Below are 19,411 nucleotides of genomic sequence, written 5' to 3' on the forward strand. Positions count from 1 at the left end.
TCAGGCTACCTGTCCGGGGGATCCAGCTTCGTAGCCTGACATTCATGTCAGGTGAGATGTCGTTCCTGACGTAAACGTCAGGCTACACGCCTCGTTACCCGATGTGCTTGCGGGCGTTGCGGAACATGCGCATCCATGGGCTGTCTTCGCCCCACTCGTCCGGGTGCCAGCTGTTGGCTACGGTACGGAATACACGTTCGGGGTGTGGCATCATTGCCGTTACCCGGCCATCGTCACTGGTCACCGCGGTAATGCCTTTGGGTGAACCATTCGGGTTCGCCGGATACTGCTCGGCCACTTCGCCCCAGTTATCAATATAACGCAACGCGACCTGACCATTTTGCTCTAACTGTGACTGTTGCTGAGCATTCGCAAACTCAGCTCTGCCCTCACCATGAGACACCGCAATTGGCATCCGCGATCCGGCCAAATCGCCTAAGAAGACCGACTGAGACTTCTGCACTTCCACCAAACTAAAACGCGCTTCAAAACGCTCACTGCGGTTAGTCACAAAACGCGGCCAGTGTTCAGTACCCGGAATTAACTGCTTCAGTGTGGATAACATCTGACAACCATTACACACACCCAGTGCCAGCGTATCGTTACGCTTAAAGAAGGCTTCAAACTGCTCACGAGCCCGGTCGTTAAATAAAATCGATTTCGCCCAGCCCTCACCGGCTCCTAAAACGTCACCATAAGAGAAGCCGCCACAAGCGGCTAGTGCCTGCATGTCGTCTAACGACACACGCCCCGCCAGAATATCGCTCATGTGAACATCCACGGCTTCAAAACCAGCGCGGTCAAACGCCGCCGCCATTTCGTAGTGCGAGTTCACACCCTGCTCACGCAGAATCGCGACTTTCGGAGCCACACCTTTGGCAATATAAGGCGCCGCGACATCTTCTGCCGGGTCAAAAGTTAAGTCAGCCTGCAAGCCCGGATTATCGGCACGCTGTTTCAGACGGAATTCTTCGTCCGCACACACCGGGTTGTCACGCAGACGCTGCATGTGGTGCGTAGTCTCCGCCCACACCGTACGCCAGTGCGTGCGACTCTGCGCTAATACATTGTGCCCGTCGCGGGTAAAGACAATGGCATCTTCATGCGTCGGCTCACCAATGCGTTTAACACAGTCGCCCAAACCAGCCGCTTTATAAGCATCCATAACTTTCTGATACTGCTCGTCACTAACCTGAATAACTGCACCCAGCTCTTCGTTAAACAGCGCGGCTAAATTGTCTTCGCCTAACTCGTCCAGTGCCACTTTGGCACCACAGTTTCCGGCAAACGCCATTTCGGCTACGGTGGTAAATAAGCCACCATCCGAACGGTCATGATAAGCCAGTAAACGTCCTTCAGTGACCAACTGCTGCGTGGTATTAAAGAAGGCTTTAAAAGCTTCAGTGTCGTCTAAATCCGGCGTATGCTGCCCAAGTTGCTGATACACCTGCGCCAGTGCAGAACCGCCTAAACGATTCTGGCCTTTACCTAAATCAATCAGTACAAGGTGCGACTGGCCTTTATCGGTACGCAGTTGTGGCGTTAAAGTCGCGCGAATGTCATTAACCCGACCAAAGGCGGTAATCACCAGACTCATTGGCGCGGTCACCGCTTTGTCTTCGCCGTCTTCCTGCCACTGGGTCTTCATCGACATGGAGTCTTTGCCCACCGGAATAGTAATGCCGAGCTCAGGACACAGCTCTTCACCCACGGCTTTTACCGCTTCGTACAAACCCGCGTCTTCACCCGGATGCCCGGCTGCAGACATCCAGTTAGCGGACAATTTAATGCGTTTTAAGTCACCTATGTCAGCAGCGGCAATATTGGTCAAAGACTCCGCCACCGCCATGCGCGCCGAAGCACCAAAATTCAGTAATGCCAGCGGTGTGCGCTCGCCCATCGCCATGGCTTCGCCGTGGTAGCTGTCATAGCTGGCCGCGGTTACCGCAACGTCTGCAACCGGGATCTGCCACGGACCCACCATCTGGTCACGCGCCACCAGGCCGGTGACACTGCGGTCACCAATGGTAATTAAGAAGGTTTTTTCAGCAATGGCCGGTAAACGCAATAAACGGTCAGCAGCATCATTCAAGTCAGCCGCCTCCAGATGCAATGGCGTACCTTCGGCCTGCAAACGGGCCACGTCACGGTGCATCTTCGGCGGCTTGCCTAATAAAATATCCAGAGATAAATCAATAGGTTGATTCGAAAACTTGGCGTCGTTCAGTAAAATGTTCAACTCTTCGGTCGCTTCACCAATAACCGCGTATTCTGCACGTTCGCGTTCACACAAGGCTTCAAAGCGCGCCAGGTTTTCCGGTGCTATGGCAATAACATAGCGCTCTTGTGACTCGTTACACCAAATTTCCAGCGGCGTCATGCCTGGCTCGTCGTTGGGTATCTCGCGCAGTTCAAAGCGACCACCGCGCCCACCGTCACTCACCAGCTCCGGCATGGCATTCGATAAACCACCCGCGCCAACGTCATGAATAAAGGCAATGGGGTTATCGGCACCTAACTGCCAGCAACGGTCAATCACTTCCTGACAACGGCGTTCCATTTCCGGGTTTTCACGCTGCACGGAAGCAAAATCTAAATCTTCGGTCGACTCGCCCGATGCCATTGAAGATGCCGCGCCGCCACCCAAGCCAATGTTCATTGCCGGGCCACCTAACACAACGAGCTTAGCGCCAACCGGAATGTCACCTTTTTGCACATGGGCTTCACGAATGTTGCCCAAACCACCGGCAATCATAATAGGCTTATGGTAACCGCGGGTTTCACGGCCATTGTGGCTGTCTACTGTTTGCTCGTAGGTACGGAAGTAACCGGTTAGCGCCGGACGGCCAAATTCGTTATTAAACGCAGCACCACCTAATGGGCCTTCCAGCATAATATCCAGCGCCGAAACAATACGCGCTGGCTTACCGTAATTCTCTTCCCAGGGCTGCTTAAAACCCGGAATGTTTAGGTTAGAAACACTAAAGCCGACCAGGCCAGCTTTGGGCTTAGAGCCCACACCGGTTGCGCCTTCGTCGCGAATTTCACCACCGGAGCCGGTAGCCGCCCCCGGATAAGGCGAAATAGCCGTTGGGTGGTTATGGGTTTCCACCTTCATCAGAATATGCACCGGCTCATGGCTGTAGCCATAACTCATACTGTCCGGCTGCGGGTAGAAACGCCCGGCTTCGTGGCCTTCCATAACCGCCGCATTATCTTTGTAGGCAGAAAGCACGTAATCCGGGGTGGTTTCAAAGGTGTTTTTAATCATTTTGAACAGCGATTTGGGCTGCTCCACACCGTCTATGGTCCAGTCGGCGTTAAAAATCTTGTGGCGACAGTGCTCAGAGTTTGCCTGGGCAAACATATAAAGCTCAATATCGTTAGGGTTGCGGTCCAGTTTGCGGAAGTTCTCTACCAGATAATCAATTTCGTCATCCGCCAAAGCCAAACCTAAGCTTACATTGGCCTGCGCCAGTGCTTCGCGACCGCCGGCCAGAATATCCACCGACGACAAGGGTTGTGGTTCCTGTGAACGGAACAGCTGCTGGGCGTCGTTCATATCGTACAAGACACTTTCGGTCATACGATCATGCAACAATGCCGCCGCGCGTTTCAGCTCCTCTGCCGACAAGTCACCCTGCAGGTAATAGGCCACGCCGCGTTCAACCCGGTGAATGTTTTTTAAACCACAATTATGGGCAATATCGGTGGCTTTGGACGCCCAGGGGGAGATAGTACCAATACGAGGAGTTACCAGTACCATGGCACCTTGCGGTTCATGCGCCGGCATTTCCGGGCCATACTTCAGTAGCTGCACTAATACGGAACGGTGTTCGTCGCTAAGTTCGTTATGCAAGTCAACAAAATGTTGGTACTCAGCATATAGCTCATTGACAGGAATTCCTGCCTGTTTCAGTTGTTCAAGTTGCTTCGTTGTTTTGAAGGCTGATAAGGCAGGTGCAGCGCGGTAGATTTCCACAAGCAAGGTCTCCAAAGCTGGGCGATTTTTGCTGGCAGATTATACAGTAGCCTGACATTCATGTCAGGTACAATATCGAACCCCGATCTACGTAGCCTGACATTCATGTCAGGTACAATATCGAACCCGATCTACGTAGCCTGACATTCATGTCAGGTGCAATACCGAACCGGATCTACGTAGCCTGACATTCATATCAGGTGCGATATCGAACCGGATCTACGTAGCCTGACATTCATGTCAGGTGCAATACCGGCCCTGACGTAAACGTCAGGCTACGATGCTTGATGGGGCAGGCTACTCGATTTTCGGGGTGCCTTCGCGGTTGACTATACGGAACCACTTTTCGCGGCGCTCAATAATACGTTGTTTACGTTTACGGATAACGGCGCGACGGCGTGAGTTATTTTCGCGTCTGAGACGGCTGGCTCGCATAGACTTTAGCCTTTATTGCGTTGAAGAACATTATCAGCTTACCGTGCCACCACAGTTTTTTGCAACGAATTTTTGGGCGCATAAGGCGAATTTGCGTAACTCGGGTTAATATGGAAAAATCGGCCGCCGACGCACAAAAGGACCTGTTATGAATGAACTCGAATCGGACGTTTGGTACATAGTAAGAACCAAGCCTAAGCAGGAAGAACGCGCCATATTGAATCTGGAAAATCAGGGGTTTGGCGTTTTTGCGCCCGAGTTAACCGTAAAAAAAGTTCGACGGGGTGTGCGTACTTCAGTGGTTGAGCGTATGTTTCCCGGCTATGTCTTTGTTAAACCCGATAATATTATTGAGCAGTTCTACAAACTACGCAGCACTTATGGTGTAGCGGGTGTTTTGCGTTTTGGCGACAACATTCCTAAAGTTCCACAAAGCTGGATTGATCAAATGCGCGGGGTTGATCAACTAACCGATGAACAGGCACCTCAAGTAGGCGACACAGTTGAAATTCAGCAAGGCCCATTCCGTGGGTTCCTCGCAAAAATTGTTAAACTGGACGGTGAATCGCGCTGCTTCGTTATGCTGGAATGGATGCAAAAAGAAGTCAAAGCCAATTTCAGTTATAAAGAGCTGCAATTTCAGTAGCCTGACGTTTACGTCAGGAACCGGCATCTCACCTGACATGAATGTCAGGCTACAGCCAGCTCATTATCGTCGTTTGTAGCCTGACGTTTACGTCAGGAACGGCATCTCACCTGACATGAATGTCAGGCTACATCCAGCGTCATCATCGTCGTTTGTAGCCTGACGTTTACGTCAGGAACCAGCATCGCACCTGACATGAGTGTCAGGCTACAGCCAGCTCATTATCGTCGTTTGTAGCCTGACGTTTACGTCAGGAACGGCATCTCACCTGACATGAATGTCAGGCTACGTGATCAGCGTCGGCGCAGACCTAAAGCCAGGGCGACCAGCACGACCAGCCAGCCGCCATGACCGCCGCTACTGCCGGAGTCAGCGGCGGCAACGGTAAAACGAGTTGTCGCTGAATCGGTATTACCTTCAGTGTCGCTTACGCTTAACCGGTACTGATAACTTCCTGCAGCAAGTTGCCCTAATGAAGCATTGAATACACCATCATTGAAGCTAAAATCAGTTACTTCCTCTTCACCACTTTCCAATACCCGGAACAACCGTAAGCTAGCGGGAGCAAGATTCAAGTCGGCATCGCTCACTATTGCCGCCAAGCGAACCGTCTGCCCTTCTGTGGTGCCACTAGCCGTGAAGCCAGTTATTGTCGGCGCAATAGCTCTGGGCTCAACCGTCAACGCAACTCTCAGGCTGTCACTGCCGTCACTGAAATCGACTCTCAGTATTCCCGTCTGCTCAGAATCAACAATACCGGCAACCCCGTCTATAGCGAAGCGTCGCTCACCATCAACCGCCCCGCTCACCTCGTTAAAGCTAAAGTTACTTATCAGATCGTCGTCTAAGTTCACCACCGAAACAACCACATCATTACTGACATTAAACAGGCTCAGTTGCGCATCCAGGTCTTCCAGTTCACCAACTGTATCGCCCGAACTTAAAAAAGCCCGCGGCTGCGAGCCAACCATATCGGAAGGGTCATTCCAAAGCCCACTGGAAACATCGAAATCATTGAAGTTGGTGTTTACCACTTTTAGACGCCAATGAAACGGATTATAGATATTGTCCTTATCCAGATTCCCCGCAATCTCGTCAATATCGGTTTTTAAAGTTACCGTCATCATACGAGTACTGCCACTACCGGTAACTATCCAGTCAAACCATTGTTCCGCAGTTGCTATACCCACGCCCTGACTCACCGAAGTGCCGCTGGCAGTTGTCGGAATAGCCACCTGCAGCGACTCGTTACTGGTATCAGCATCAGATAACTCAATGTTAAAACTAGCCTGATCACCAGCTTTAACCAAACTCATAACGTTGCTATCAAGTAACAAATAACTGGCACCTGAGTTTGAGAAATCGCCACTAAAACTGGCGTTACTGACAAAACGCCAGCGTGCGGCACCATTGGTTAACTCCTCTATCGCAATAACGCAGATATCCGTCGAACCATTAGGTATTCCGCCTAACGCAATCGAATTCACACTAAAACTTTGCAAATTTAAAAGTGTTTCACGACTGGCTGATTCATATTGCTCACAGCGACCACCAGCTAACGCATAACGGTCGGCATTGGCAACCGCCGGCCAGCTTAAAGTTAACTCCGAGTTACCGGTGCGGCTGGCTGCCATGGCATTCACATTAGTACGTGACGCGTTATTAGCCCAGACTACAGTGCTACGCTGAGTCGCGGTACTGGCGTCTGCCGCATCAATTTCGGAAGCCGCTTTACCCATTGGCAGTCCTGAATCACTATCTACTATGTCGGGGCTGGAATATACGGCCTCATCCCGGCACTCCGCACCGCTACCAAATTCGCTTCGGCAGACACCACCGTAAGACATTGTCGTGTAAAAACGCCCATTATCTTCAATAAAACCATAAGGGATGTGGTAATCCTCCTGATCACCACCACCGCCACTTGCGTTATCGGCTAATGTGTAGCGGTCATGATTGAGCCCGAAGTTGTGCCCAACCTCATGGGCAACGGTTCCCGAGCCCGTGCAGGACAATGCCGTATAACCTGCGCCTGCAGCGCCACTAACCCTGTTCACTAGGTTGTCGCTGACATTAAAATCGGTTGCAACAAAGGCTAAACCACAGACTTCCGAGTTTTCAGCACCAATGAAATGAACCACATCGGCCTGATAGCGATCCATTAACCGACGAACCCGCTGATCATCCACCAGTTCATCGACAATCGCATTAGGGTCTTCTGTCGGGAAGTTCGTGGTCGATTCAGGGTTAAAGAAGTCCACGCCGGCAACCGACATTTCAACCGGTAATTGTGAGCGTTCAAAAATTGCGTTACTTGTGGTTACTGCTGCTTCAATACGTAAAGCTAAATCCTCGTTGTTGTCTTCGGCATAACCCAATAAGCGTTCGTCGTACAAAAACAACACATCAATGTTGTTATCGAACTGAGTTACCAACGAGGTTATTTGAGCGTTGTTGGCTTTCATCAACGCCGCTTTGCGCGGAGCCACCTGAAATTGCTTTTCCAGCTGCACAGGTTCGGGCCGGCGCTTAGGTTTTAACGGCTCTGATGGTGCACGGTTTCTTTGATGAATATAGGTCTCGCCGTCTATGCGACGAATTTCCACTTCACCAACATCAGGGTGGGTTATTGAAATAAGTTGGTTATCGCCCCGCTTGTGCAAAAAACCTAAGTGCTGAGCGTCACCATAACGGTCTTCAAAAGTAAGGCGATAGCTGTTTTCTGATGACAGCCGCTCAGCCAGAGTTGCTTCGATAAGCCTGCCTTGTACCGACAACTCAATTTTATCACCCAGGCTTTGAGCAAAGGCTATTACTGGCGCCAGGCTAAGCAATACTGCAGCGGCTATCTTTTTCATATTAAACACCTAATTTTGTGGTTCACGTAGCCTGACGTTTACGTCAGGAATCGGCATCCCACCTGACATGAATGTCAGGCTACACCCAGCTCATTATCGTCGTTCATAACCTGACGTTTACGTCACGAATCGGCATCACACCTGACATGAATGTCAGGCTACAGCCAGCCGCATCATCGTCGTTTGTAGCCTGACGTTTACGTCAGGAACCGGCATCCCACCTGACATGAATGTCAGGCTACGTCATGGGCTGGTTACAGCCGTCCTTGCTCGTCTAAATACTTTAATGTGTCGTAAAAACGGCGAATGTTTCCTACGTAGGTCACGGGTTCATCGCCTCGCGCGAAACCGTAGCGAGTATGACGGTAAAATTGCTTTTGCCGCAAAAGTGGCAAACGCTTTTTCACATCCACCCAGCGATCAGGGTTCCCGCCCTGGTGCTCAGTTAAAATTCGCGCGTCTTCTAAATGACCGAACCCTATATTATACGCAGCTAATGCAAACCAGGTTCTGTCCGGCTGCGGAATTCTTGCCGGTACCCGATTCAGCATACGCTCCAGATAACGCGCACCGCCACGAATACTTTGCTCAGCATTCAAGCGGCTCTTAACTCCCATAGCTTTGGCTGTCGGCAGAGTCAGCATCATCATGCCGCGCACCCCGGTCGGAGACACCGCCCGCGGGTTCCACAGCGATTCCTGATACGAAATAGCCGCCAGTAAACGCCAGTCAAGCGACCCCGAGTGCTCCTTAAAAGTCTCAATATAAAGCGGCAGAACACGCTCTACGGCTTCAATAAATAAACTGGTGGTCACATAATTAAACTGTTTTACGTGACCAAAGTGCTGCTCTTTAATATGCGCCAAGCGGCCGCTGGAGCGAATTTCGCCAAAATACTCAATAACCGCAGAAAATAAAGAATCATCCGTACCCTGAGGTAAAGCCCAGGCAATATCCTGGTCATGTTTGACCGTAAAAGCCACACTTAAATCAGGATGAAACCGCCGTTGAATATCTAACGCGGTACTGTCGGTAATGGTGTAATCAATCTCATCATTAATCACCATTTGCAGCAATTCAACCGCATCATGATCACGAGTCGCGCGCCATTTTAATGTCGGAATACTGTCGCCCAGGCTTTTCAAAAACTCATGGTGAGAGCTGCCTTCCACCACCACAATTTCGCCATCGGTAATTTGCTGCAAGTCCCGCGGGCGCTGCCGCGAGCCCTGTTTAAAAACTACTTTCTGGCTAATAATGTCGTAAGGCGGACTAAAGCGGAACAGCTGAGCGCGCGTCGAGGTCCGGTCCAGCCCCGCTGCAACAATATCAATCTCGCCGCGGCGCAACATGGTAAACAAATCATTCACGTCAAAGCGCGGCACCATTTCCAGCTCCACGCCTAAGCGATCAGCAAAACGTTTCGCCAGGTCGTACTCGAAGCCCTGCTCACGGTCATGGTCAAAATAATAACTGGTTGGGTTTATCAAAGTTCCCACCCGCAATACCTGACGTTCCTGAACTACGGACATGGCATCGGGGCGGGTTTGAGGACTGCAGGCCGTTATTACACTAGCGGCCAGCAGTAAAATAGCAAACAGCGATACTGCAGACTTCGGCATATTAGAGAGATTCCAGAGCCCAGTTCACATAGAGTTCAGTACCGGTTTTCAGTGCGTCTTCGTCGGCATAGAAGTGCGGCGAGTGGTTACTCGGTTCTTCTGACATATCGCGCTCCGGTGGGGTAACCCCTAAAAACACAAACATTCCCGGTACTTCCAGTGCGTAGTAAGAAAAATCTTCAGCTCCGGTCACTAACGGCACTTCCTGCACTTTGTCAGCACCAGCCACGGCTCTTGTAACCGGTAGCATTTCGTCAATTAAATCCGCATCGTTACTGGTTACCGGATAGCCTAAGTTCACATGCACGTGGGCTTCCGCGCCGTTCGCCTCGGCCGTTTTCTCCGCAATATGCTTCAGTTTAGCGTGAATATCCGAACGAATGTCCATATCGAAGTTGCGAATAGTACCAATCAACGTAACTTCATCAGGAATGATGTTATTACGCACGCCTCCTTCAACAATACCAAAGGACAACACCGCCGGCGCTTTGGTGATGTTGGTCTGGCGACTGATAATAGTCTGTGCGTTATTAATAATTTGTGCTGAGGTCACAATAGGGTCAACACCCGCCCATGGCGTAGAACCGTGCGCCTGCTTACCCTTTACTTTAATTTCGAACTGATCGGAAGACGCCATTAGCGGCCCTTTACGATAGCCAACGTGCCCGGTAGGAAAGCCCGCCCACACATGAATACCAAAGACTTTTTCCGGCTTGTTGTCGGCAAATAAGCCTTCTTCTAACATTAATGCAGCGCCGCCCTCTTCACCTTCAGGCGCGCCTTCTTCTGCAGGCTGGAAGATAAACATGACGTTACCGGCCAGTTCATCTTTCATTTCAGCGAGCTTTTCCGCCGCACCCATTAACATCGCCACGTGAGTGTCGTGTCCGCAGGCATGCATTACACCCACTTCTTTACCGCGATACTCTGATTTTACCGTCGACTTAAACGGCACATCGGTTTGCTCCACCACTGGCAGCGCGTCCATATCCGCACGCAAGGCAATTGTTGGCCCCGGCTTACCGCCTTTTAGCATGCCCACAACGCCGGTATGCGCGACACCGGTTTCCACTTCCATGCCCAGAGAGCGCAAATGTTCAGCTACCATTTTTGCGGTTTCAAACTCACGGTTACTCAGTTCCGGATTCGCATGAATATGGCGACGCCATTCAATAACCTGGGCTTCTAAGTCACTGCTGACTTTGACCGGCGACTGCTGCGCCGCGGCCTGAGCGCTGAAACCAAAGCTACTGGCCAGCATTAAGCTAATAACGAGCTTTTTCATTGTTCTCTCCTGCATAAGTGCGGATTGTTGTTCTGGTACTGGGTAATATCCTGCGCTAAAATCGCCCTCATGACAACCGATGAAATCTACATGCAGCGAGCCTTAGAACTTGCTGAACAAGCGCAAAACGCAGACGAAGTGCCCGTTGGCGCGGTGTTGGTCATGGACGATAAAATTGTTGGCGAAGGTTACAATCAGGTGATTTCTTTGTCCGACCCGTCCGCCCATGCCGAGGCGCAAGCCATCCGCTCTGCCGGCCAGACCATCGATAATTATCGGTTGGTCAACGCCACCCTGTACGTCACCCTCGAACCCTGTGCCATGTGTGCCGGTTTAATCACTCATGCCCGGGTAAAACGGCTGGTGTTCGGTGCAACCGACCCACGTACCGGAGCCACCGGAACCGCCATTGAGGTTATTAACCACGCCTCTATGAACCACAAAGTTGAAGTACATAGTGGCGTACTTGCAGAAGAATGCGGCGATATTTTACGCCGTTTTTTCCGCGCCCGCCGCAAATCTGCAACGCCTAAATAAGCATCCCCGTTATAGCGTAAGCCACTGTTGCTGCCAGCCCCGCTACTAACGCATAGGGCAACTGTGTCCGCACATGGTCAATGTGCTCCACGCCCGACGCCATAGAAGCAATAATGGTGGTATCGGATATCGGTGACGCATGGTCGCCAAATATGCCACCGGAAATAGCCGCCGCAATAAATGGAGCGGGTGGTAGTCCTAAAGTCATTGCCAGCGGTATCGCCAGCGGCAGCATAATGGCAAAAGTGCCCCAACTGGAACCAATAGAAAACCCGGTAATAGCGGAGAGCACAAATATCAGCGGCAGCAGCATCCACAATGCCACCGAACCATCCAGCGCCGCCGCTAAGAATTCGCCCGTACCTAAATCACGGGTTAAGCCGCCAAGGGCAATAGACAGCCACAAAATGACCGCCAGAGGCAGAATGTTCCAGGCTCCTTTGAGCAGGTACTTGCCAACATCGACTAGACCAACCTGTTGTGTCATCAGCGTACCGGCTACGGCAATCCCCAGCGCCACATAAATAGCGACAAACACACTTAAAGTGCCGTTGCCGTCAACCAATACGCCATTCCCGGTAACCAGCAGCATAACCGGCACCATCACCACCAGCGAAATCAAGCTGGTCATAACCACCGCTGTACCTTTACCGAAGCGAGCTTCCTCATCGGGGCCATCACCCCAGGTGTTTTTTGAGACTTGATCAGGCACTGCATTTTCTTCAAAGGCTTTCATGGGCCCAATATTCCAGTCAAACAACGCCACAAACAGCGCCAGCAGCACCGCAAAAATGGCATAGAAGTTAAAGGCAATAGACTGAATGAACACCAGCAGCGGTTGCTCAACACCCTGATTCGTAATGAGCGTTAAATTAAACGCCCCCCAGGCATTCAGCGGAATTAAAATACAAATGGCAGCACAGGTAGAATCCACAATATAGGCGAGCTTTTCGCGGGCAATACCCAGGCGGTCATAAATAGGCCGCGACGTAGTGCCGGAAATCATAATAGTGACATTCGACTCAATAAAAACCACAACGCCTAAAATCCAGGTCATTAACCGGGCCCGGCGTTTACTTTCTATCCATTGTTTCTTTTCCAGCTTGAGTACAAATTCTTTAAACGTGCCACCGTTTTCCAGCACACCGAACAACGCACCAATACCCAGAGTAAAAAACCAGACCAGCATATTACTGGGGTCAATAAGGGTATCCCAGGTGCTGTTTAAAGTGCCGTAGGCAATATTTTCAGGGGCAGGCCAGAACAGCAGAATATTGGCCAGAATAATACCGCCAATAAGCGCCAACAGAACTTTTCGGGTAACTATGGCAAAGACAATTGCCAATAAGGAAGGTAAAAGACTGGTCCAGCTCAGTTCCATTAGAGTGCATTTATAAGTGTCTGATACTGGGAGGTTAAAACAATAAACCGCCGCGGGCAATACCAACGGCGGTTTATTCGTAACACTAACTCGTAACCTGACATTCCGTAATCTGAAATGCCACCCGTAGCCTGACATTTATGTCAGGTGGGATATCGTTCCTGACGTAAACGCCAGGTTACTTCTGTTAGAACTTGTATTCTACGCCTATGCGCACAGACCACAGTGAAGGTTCACCCTGGCGTGACTGGACGTTTGATACATCGCGGAAATTGTTGAACTGGTACTGCCCCGCATCATTAATTTCAACGTCAGCGATATTGATGGCGCGTGGGAATCGAGCTTCATACAGCACGCCCCAGTCGTCATTCAGCATATTGCCTAAGTTTTCAATAACGAAGAACGCAGACGCTTTGTGTCCGTCCATGAAGCCTGGCAGTTCCTGCTCAACACGCAAGTCCACTTTAGTCCACCATTTACTGTTGAACTCGTTACGTGGTGCTATGCCGCCCGCGTACTTGCTCAACCCCGACTCTTCAAGAAAATCGAAGAAAGCACCGGTTTCAAATGGGTTACCGTCACGATCCGTACCGACGGCAAAGTTTGGATCATCCAGACCCGTTGGCACGTAAAGCAAGCTACGTCCCTGGTAGGCGATGTCACCAAAAGGACCATCACTCATTGTGTAAGAGAACGGACGACCTTTATTGCGTGTACCAAACAGCGTCACAACCGTTGCATAACCGTCGAAGAACTCTTTAGTGTAGTTCGCTTTAAAGGTAAAGCGGTGCGGTATTTCGTAGTTAGAGGTTGCAACGCCCGGGTTCTGAGCGTTAGCTGTTGCCAGGTTTGTGTAGTTAGAGAACGACACCGAACTGGTCATTGGGTTAACGTCTTCCGCTTTGTTGTATGCATAACCAAAGGTCCAGTCCAGACCAAAGTCGTGCGTCTTATTCAACGCCAGTGAAATAGTCGTCTGTGAGCCCGAGTCACCATCCACATTCGTCAGCAGGAAGTCATCGCCCTGATCGCGTCCGTCAGTCGACAACTCTTCAAAAATTGGACGTCCGTCTGGTGCGGTACCAACCTGCTCAAGACCCATGTTATAAATAACCGCAGCGTCTTTCTTATCAGTGTATAAGAAATCAGCCATTAGAATGTAATTATCCGGCAAGGTGTAAGTTGCACCTAAGGCGTACTTCCACTCTTTTGGTAATTCAAAGTTAGGGTCCATAGTATTGATTGGGCCCTGACCACTGGCATTTGCGACTTCGTCATAAAGTTCCTGCGGAACATCAAAAATTGGACGACCTTCGCCAGTGTGAGGCACATTAAATAACGGCTCGTCCGCAAAGCTACGAGAAGCCTCGTACTGAGTTACACCGTTATTTGAGTAGTTATTAGAAATCCATACGTTCGGATTACCGCCGGAATACAAGCCAACACCACCGCGAACTTCTAAATCCGGGTTAACAAACCAGTTGAAACCAAAACGTGGTTGCAATAAATCCTGGCCGTCCATGTTTTGTTGGTTAGAGAAACCGTATAGTTCCTGGTTCAATGGGTTATTCACCGGCAAGTCATCACTGGTATACCAGTCATAACGTAAGCCGTAAGTGAAGGTAATATCCATTGGCGCGTAGTAATATTCATCCTGAACGTAAGCAGTATTTACGGCATAAGCAAATTCCGCAGCAGCGTCTTGCGGGTTGTTAGTTCCTGCAGCGCTTTCGTAAATCACAGTACTCGGCGTACCAGCCTCAAAATCGTCAATAGAGCCGAAACGGTACTCACCTTCAGCTTCCTGAACAAACAGGTTAAATACGTCATATTCTTCGCGCTCAATACCGGCAGAAATAACGTGATCACCCGTTAAGTAAGTACCTTTTAATTTGAAAAAAGTCGTATCGTACTTCAGCTTGTTCGCGTGACGAGAGTCATCCGCACCTAAGTATACCGTTGCGTCATTAACGCCAATCTGCACTTCACCAAAGTCTGTGCCGCCCAATGGGTTAACACGAGCATCTAACTCAGAGTAACCAATACGCGCCTCAGTCGAGAAGTTATCACTCCAGTCAGAATACAACTCACCAACATAAGAGGTAAATTTAGAACCTCGCTCGTAGAAGTGGTTAGAAAACTCCAGCTCGTCCGCATCACCATCAGACTCCGCAATAGAGTAACCGTCGTTATAGTTGTAAGTTAATGACGCACGGTGAGCATCATTAATATACCAGTCCAATTTCGCTAAGAATTTTTCATCTTCTACTGGTAGGCTCGCAGGGAAGCCGCCTGGGTCATAACCGTAGATATTCTGTGCAATATCAGCGATACGGTCAACGTCCGCCTGGCTTACGCCAACAACTTCTGTCGCCGAACCGGAGCCTTCAGGACCACGGTCAAAAGTGTCAGAACCTTCCAGTTTTTCATAGGCAGTAAAGAAGAATAACTTGTCTTCAATAAACGCGCCGCCAAGGTTGAAACCATAACGTTTTTCACTGAAGTCGCCGACATTAATACTGTCGCCTTCCAGCTTGTCGCCTTGCAAAGAATCGTTGGTGTAGTCATAAAACACACCACCGAACATTTCGTTGTCGCCGGTTTTAGTAACCGCGTTAATATTACAGGCAGTGAAACCACCGTACTGAACATCAAATGGCGCAAATTCTACCGCAACCTGTTCAATGGCGTCGTAAGAAAATGGCATGCGTTCCGTTGGATAACCACTGCTGTTCAGACCGAAGTTGTCGTTCATACGAACACCATCAACGGTCAGGCTATTAAAGCGTGGGTTAGCACCACCACACTGAATAGCGCCAGAATTTGTTTCATTGATATAAATGCGTGGGTCTATCGCCACAACATCACGTAAGTCGCGATCACTTGCCGGAGCGTTTTCTAAATCCTGAAGATTAAAGTTTGCCGCCGGACTGTTACTACCATACAACGCGTTGCTGGTCATAGAGCCAGTAACACTTAAGCGTTCCATCTCTTCCTGAGACTGAAGCGTGATATTAACATTTTGAGAGTCACCTAAGGTCAGGTAAACATCTTCAACAACCTGAGTGCGGCCGTTTGGACCTTCTACTACGATGGTGTATGGACCACCAACCGGCAAGCCGCGTGAAGAGAATGTCCCCTGCTCGTTAGATCGCAAAGTTTTCACGCTTCCGGTGCGATCATTACGAATTTGAACAGTAGCATTTGAAACAACCTGTCCGGACTCTGTGGTAACAACACCACGCAGGCTGGACGAAGTTTCCTGAGCCATAACGGTACCGCTAAGACCCATAGCAATAGCAGCTGCAACAGCTGTACGCTTGAAAGTGGCATTAAACATAGTGTGTTCTTCCCGGTTCTGTTTTTTTGGTTTTAACTGCAAATAAGGGTATAGCTTATTTATGACAGTTTTGTGAATTTTGTATAAAAAAAAGCCGCGCTCAAGGCACGGCTTTTATCTTACTACTTAGCGCTTTTGGCGCTTAAATCTCAATTAAAAACTGTACTTAACACCCAGTTTTACGCGCCAGGTAGACTCTTCAGCTTCGAAGATGCTCCAGTTAGAGTCTTCGAATCCACCGAATACCGGTTCATAAATGTAACGACCTTCGCTATCCAGGCCACCGAAGTCGACTACCGCCTGGTTTGTGTATTGCTGACGTAAAGTCTTACCTTTCGAACTATCAATTAAATTCAGCAGGTTGTTAACAGTAATGTAAAACATGCCTTTATGGCCTTCCATGAAACCAGGAACTTCTTGCTGGAACTGGAAGTCCATGTTGGTAACCCAAGGTGAGCGACCTGTACCTTTCGGTGCAAATCCACCAGCGTACTGAGTCAATCCTGCTGCCTCAAAGTTAGCCATCATATCTTCATATGAGATAGTGCTTTCAGGACTGATATTTGGATCATCTGCACCATTAGGAATGTATGGTAAGTAAGCACTTCCTCTTTGGAAGTACTGCTGGTCGCCAAAGTCACCGTCATTGTACAGACCTAACACAGAACTATAGGCAGTACCTGAGCGACGTTCGAAGAATAAATTGAATTTAGATGCATATCCATCGAAGAACTCAGTGCTGTAACCTAAAGCCAATTTAATGCTGTGTTCTATTTGGTAATCTGCTGTACCAATTAACTCCTGATTACGGTCACGAACAATGTTGTACTGGTAGTTGGAGGTTGCGGTTGAAGAAGTTCCAGGGTTTCCTTCTTCAATATCCTGGTGCGTGTATGCTGCAAAAGCACTGAAACCATTATCCCAGTCTTTTGCTAAAGACGCAGTGAAGATTACCGCCTTACCATTTTTATCTTCATTAGTCAGCATTAAATCATAGTGACCTGAAGGAGCTGTCGGATCACATGGCTCATAAATGTTAACTCCGGCAGCCGTTTCACCTGCAACACAGCGTGAGATATCTTTCCACTGACTGTTATTCGTCATCCATTTGCGCATAACTTCCGCAGTCATGTTGAAATCGTTACCAAGACCCGGAATATCAAAGCGATAGTCAACCCCTAAGCGAGCAACCCAGTCAGATGGGATCTCATAGTTAGGGTCGATGCTGTTGGTGTCACCATCACCGGCAACCATGCTATCAAGCACCGATTGAGGAACCTGGCTAACGTCCTGGTTAGTCAGATAGTCGCTTTCGGCAACTGCATCCCGGTCAAACTGAACCAGGGTATAACCATCGTTTGAAAATGAGTTTGAAATCCATACATTAGGACGTCCACCTGAGAAACGGCCAGCTCCGGCACGAATAACAACGTCATCTGTAGCAAACCATTTGAAATCGACACGAGGAAGGATAATATCGATACCATCCAGGTTTTCCTGGTTGCTATAACCATAGCGCTCGACAAAGTTTTCGTTCAAGGTTGGTTTGTCGCTAGAGCTATAACGCTCATAACGTATACCAAAACCCAACTCCATAGTATCGTTCAGATACCAGTTATCCTGCACATACAGGTTTAACTGACCAATACTAAAATCTGCCGCAGCATCATTTGCGTTATTGGTATAGGCATTTTCGTAAGTGAATGTATCAGCCGTACCATTTTCAAAGTCATCAATCGATTCGAAAGTCCACGAACCTAAAGAGTTACGAACGAAGATGTTGAATACGTCAACTTTATCGTATTCACCACCAAATTCAATTTCGTGGTCACCAATTAAGTAATTGAATTTCGCACCAATTTTCAAGTTGTCGTTTTCAAGCTGGTTAGCGTGACGGTTTGAGTCAGGCCCAAAGTTTAAGGTGCCGTTTTCAGTGCGAACGCTAACATCGCCAAAGTCTTTAGTCACTAAACCTGAAATAGATTCAACCGCTTTATGACTAACGTAAAGTTCGCTTGATAAATCTGCGCTCCAGTCAGAAAACATGGTTAAGCGGTACAACTCCATGTTTTGCTGGTAGTCATACCAATTGGTATCAAGGTTTAACGAAGACTCGCTGCTGCTGACATTACGTAAGTTATTACCTTCGGTACGATTATAAGTAAGAGCTAAACGATGCTCATTGCTAACGTTCCAGTCCAATTTTACTAGCAAGTTGTCGTTTTCAGTATCTTTAACAGAGTCCCAGTTACCGATATCAATGCCATACTGTGAACTCGCAATTTCTTTCACACGCTCATACTCGTCCTGAGTCACCCGGCTGTCGTTTGCCGCGCCCGCGCCGGCTGGGCCAAATTCAATTTGAGCTGGCTCTTTAGAGTTTTCGTAGTTAACAAAGAAGAACAACTCATCTTTGATAATTGGACCACCCAGAGCCAAGCTGTAAGTGTCACGTTCAAAGTCTAGTGGAACTTCTTCGCCATCAGGGTTTTTAGGATCACCTGCCCACGCGTCACTCATGCGCTCATACGTCAATGAACCGTGAAATTCGTTTGTACCAGACTTAGTAACTGCGTTGATGCGACCACCTGAAAAACCACCTTCTGCCGCGTCAAAAGGTGCAACATCAACAGCTATTTGTTCAACTGCGTCCAAAGAAATTGGAGAACGCTGGGTTGGATATCCATTGCCGTTCAAACCAAAATCATCATTTACGCCAACGCCATCAATAGCAATGCTGTTATAACGCGGGTTCGCACCACCAATGCTTAATGGAGACTCAGACCCCGACAGCAAGTTAACGTATGGATTCATACGTGCAACTTCTTTAAGGTCACGGTTAAAGGTCGGTGAATTCGCAATATCATCTTCACCGAAATAACTGCTGCTACCGCTGTTTGCGCCACCAATAATTGCAGATCCCGTAACTTGAAGACGTTCAATGTCACTAGATTCTAATTGAGCATTAATGCGGTAAGGTTCACCTAAAGAAAGATAAACATCTTCGTAAACTTTTTTGCCTTCACTGCTTTCGATAACGATGATGTAAGGACCACCAACACGTAAGCCAGAGTTAGAAAATGCACCAGACTCGTTGGTTGTAGCAACGGAACGAGTTCCGGTTGGAATGTGAATAATTTCAACGCGTGCGTTTGCAGCAACTTCACCAGACTCAGTAACAACGTTACCGCGAACAACTGATGAAGTATCTTGTGCAATGGCCGCACCGCTAAGGCCAAAAGCAATAGCAGCTGCAACAGCTGTACGCTTGAAAGTAGAGTTAAACATAGTTTTGTTCTTCCCGATTTTGGTTTTGGGTATTTAT

10 protein-coding genes are annotated in these 19,411 nt (G+C 49.0%); 2 read left to right on the plus strand and 8 right to left on the minus strand.

Going from position 1 to position 19,411, the window contains the following annotated elements:
* Positions 1-94: 94 nt before the first annotated feature.
* Both purL and DET62_RS14455 read right to left on the minus strand, forming a co-directional pair.
* A complete protein-coding gene (gene purL, locus DET62_RS09450; protein ID WP_110013710.1) occupies positions 95-3,982 on the minus strand; it encodes a phosphoribosylformylglycinamidine synthase in 3,888 nt (1,295 codons plus the stop codon).
* 297 nt (positions 3,983-4,279) lie between these two features.
* The gene (locus DET62_RS14455) at positions 4,280-4,417 is read right to left on the minus strand and encodes a hypothetical protein (protein WP_166635829.1); all 138 of its coding nucleotides are present in this window, start codon (positions 4,415-4,417) and stop codon (positions 4,280-4,282) included.
* A 148-nt stretch (positions 4,418-4,565) separates the two neighbouring features.
* Between DET62_RS14455 and DET62_RS09455 the strand changes: the two genes are divergently transcribed.
* The gene (locus DET62_RS09455; RefSeq protein WP_110013711.1) at positions 4,566-5,063 is read left to right on the plus strand and encodes a transcriptional activator RfaH; all 498 of its coding nucleotides are present in this window, start codon (positions 4,566-4,568) and stop codon (positions 5,061-5,063) included.
* Positions 5,064-5,356: 293 nt separating this feature from the next.
* Here DET62_RS09455 and DET62_RS09460 read toward each other — a convergent pair whose 3' ends face one another.
* From DET62_RS09460 to DET62_RS09470, 3 genes are all read right to left on the minus strand, one after another.
* Entirely contained in the window at positions 5,357-7,921 is a 2,565-nt protein-coding gene (locus DET62_RS09460; RefSeq protein ID WP_110013712.1) for a zinc-dependent metalloprotease family protein, read from the minus strand.
* A 254-nt stretch (positions 7,922-8,175) separates the two neighbouring features.
* Positions 8,176-9,543: a membrane-bound lytic murein transglycosylase MltF gene (mltF, locus tag DET62_RS09465; RefSeq protein WP_110013713.1), complete on the minus strand. Its 1,368-nt coding sequence runs from the start codon at positions 9,541-9,543 to the stop codon at positions 8,176-8,178.
* 1 nt (position 9,544) lies between these two features.
* Positions 9,545-10,828: an amidohydrolase gene (locus DET62_RS09470; RefSeq protein WP_110013714.1), complete on the minus strand. Its 1,284-nt coding sequence runs from the start codon at positions 10,826-10,828 to the stop codon at positions 9,545-9,547.
* Positions 10,829-10,897: 69 nt separating this feature from the next.
* Between DET62_RS09470 and tadA the strand changes: the two genes are divergently transcribed.
* Complete coding sequence (gene tadA / locus DET62_RS09475; protein ID WP_110013715.1) at positions 10,898-11,365, plus strand: tRNA adenosine(34) deaminase TadA; 468 nt, start codon at positions 10,898-10,900, stop codon at positions 11,363-11,365.
* Here the strand turns inward: tadA and DET62_RS09480 are convergent.
* The 3 genes from DET62_RS09480 to DET62_RS09490 form a co-directional block, all read right to left on the minus strand.
* Positions 11,358-12,746, minus strand: a complete 1,389-nt coding sequence (locus DET62_RS09480) for a Na+/H+ antiporter NhaC family protein (RefSeq protein ID WP_110013716.1) — start codon at positions 12,744-12,746, stop codon at positions 11,358-11,360. The genes tadA and DET62_RS09480 overlap by 8 nt on opposite strands.
* A 187-nt stretch (positions 12,747-12,933) precedes the next feature.
* On the minus strand, positions 12,934-16,086 hold the full coding sequence (locus DET62_RS09485; RefSeq protein WP_110013717.1) for a TonB-dependent receptor: 3,153 nt from the start codon (positions 16,084-16,086) through the stop codon (positions 12,934-12,936).
* A gap of 153 nt (positions 16,087-16,239) precedes the next feature.
* A complete protein-coding gene (locus DET62_RS09490) occupies positions 16,240-19,374 on the minus strand; it encodes a TonB-dependent receptor (protein ID WP_110013718.1) in 3,135 nt (1,044 codons plus the stop codon).
* Positions 19,375-19,411 lie beyond the last annotated feature (37 nt).

Source organism: Idiomarina sp. H2 (genome assembly GCF_004364275.1).
Lineage (GTDB): Bacteria > Pseudomonadota > Gammaproteobacteria > Enterobacterales > Alteromonadaceae > Idiomarina > Idiomarina loihiensis.

Bases quoted from the DNA above. Each gene is read 5' to 3' on its own strand.
- DET62_RS14455 (WP_166635829.1), bottom strand. From the start codon at position 4,417: ATGCGAGCCAGCCGTCTCAGACGCGAAAATAACTCACGCCGTCGCGCC.
- DET62_RS09455 (WP_110013711.1), top strand. From the start codon at position 4,566: ATGAATGAACTCGAATCGGACGTTTGGTACATAGTAAGAACCAAGCCT.
- DET62_RS09460 (WP_110013712.1), bottom strand. From the start codon at position 7,921: ATGAAAAAGATAGCCGCTGCAGTATTGCTTAGCCTGGCGCCAGTAATA.
- mltF (WP_110013713.1), bottom strand. From the start codon at position 9,543: ATGCCGAAGTCTGCAGTATCGCTGTTTGCTATTTTACTGCTGGCCGCT.
- DET62_RS09470 (WP_110013714.1), bottom strand. From the start codon at position 10,828: ATGAAAAAGCTCGTTATTAGCTTAATGCTGGCCAGTAGCTTTGGTTTC.
- tadA (WP_110013715.1), top strand. From the start codon at position 10,898: ATGACAACCGATGAAATCTACATGCAGCGAGCCTTAGAACTTGCTGAA.
- DET62_RS09480 (WP_110013716.1), bottom strand. From the start codon at position 12,746: ATGGAACTGAGCTGGACCAGTCTTTTACCTTCCTTATTGGCAATTGTC.
- DET62_RS09485 (WP_110013717.1), bottom strand. From the start codon at position 16,086: ATGTTTAATGCCACTTTCAAGCGTACAGCTGTTGCAGCTGCTATTGCT.
- DET62_RS09490 (WP_110013718.1), bottom strand. From the start codon at position 19,374: ATGTTTAACTCTACTTTCAAGCGTACAGCTGTTGCAGCTGCTATTGCT.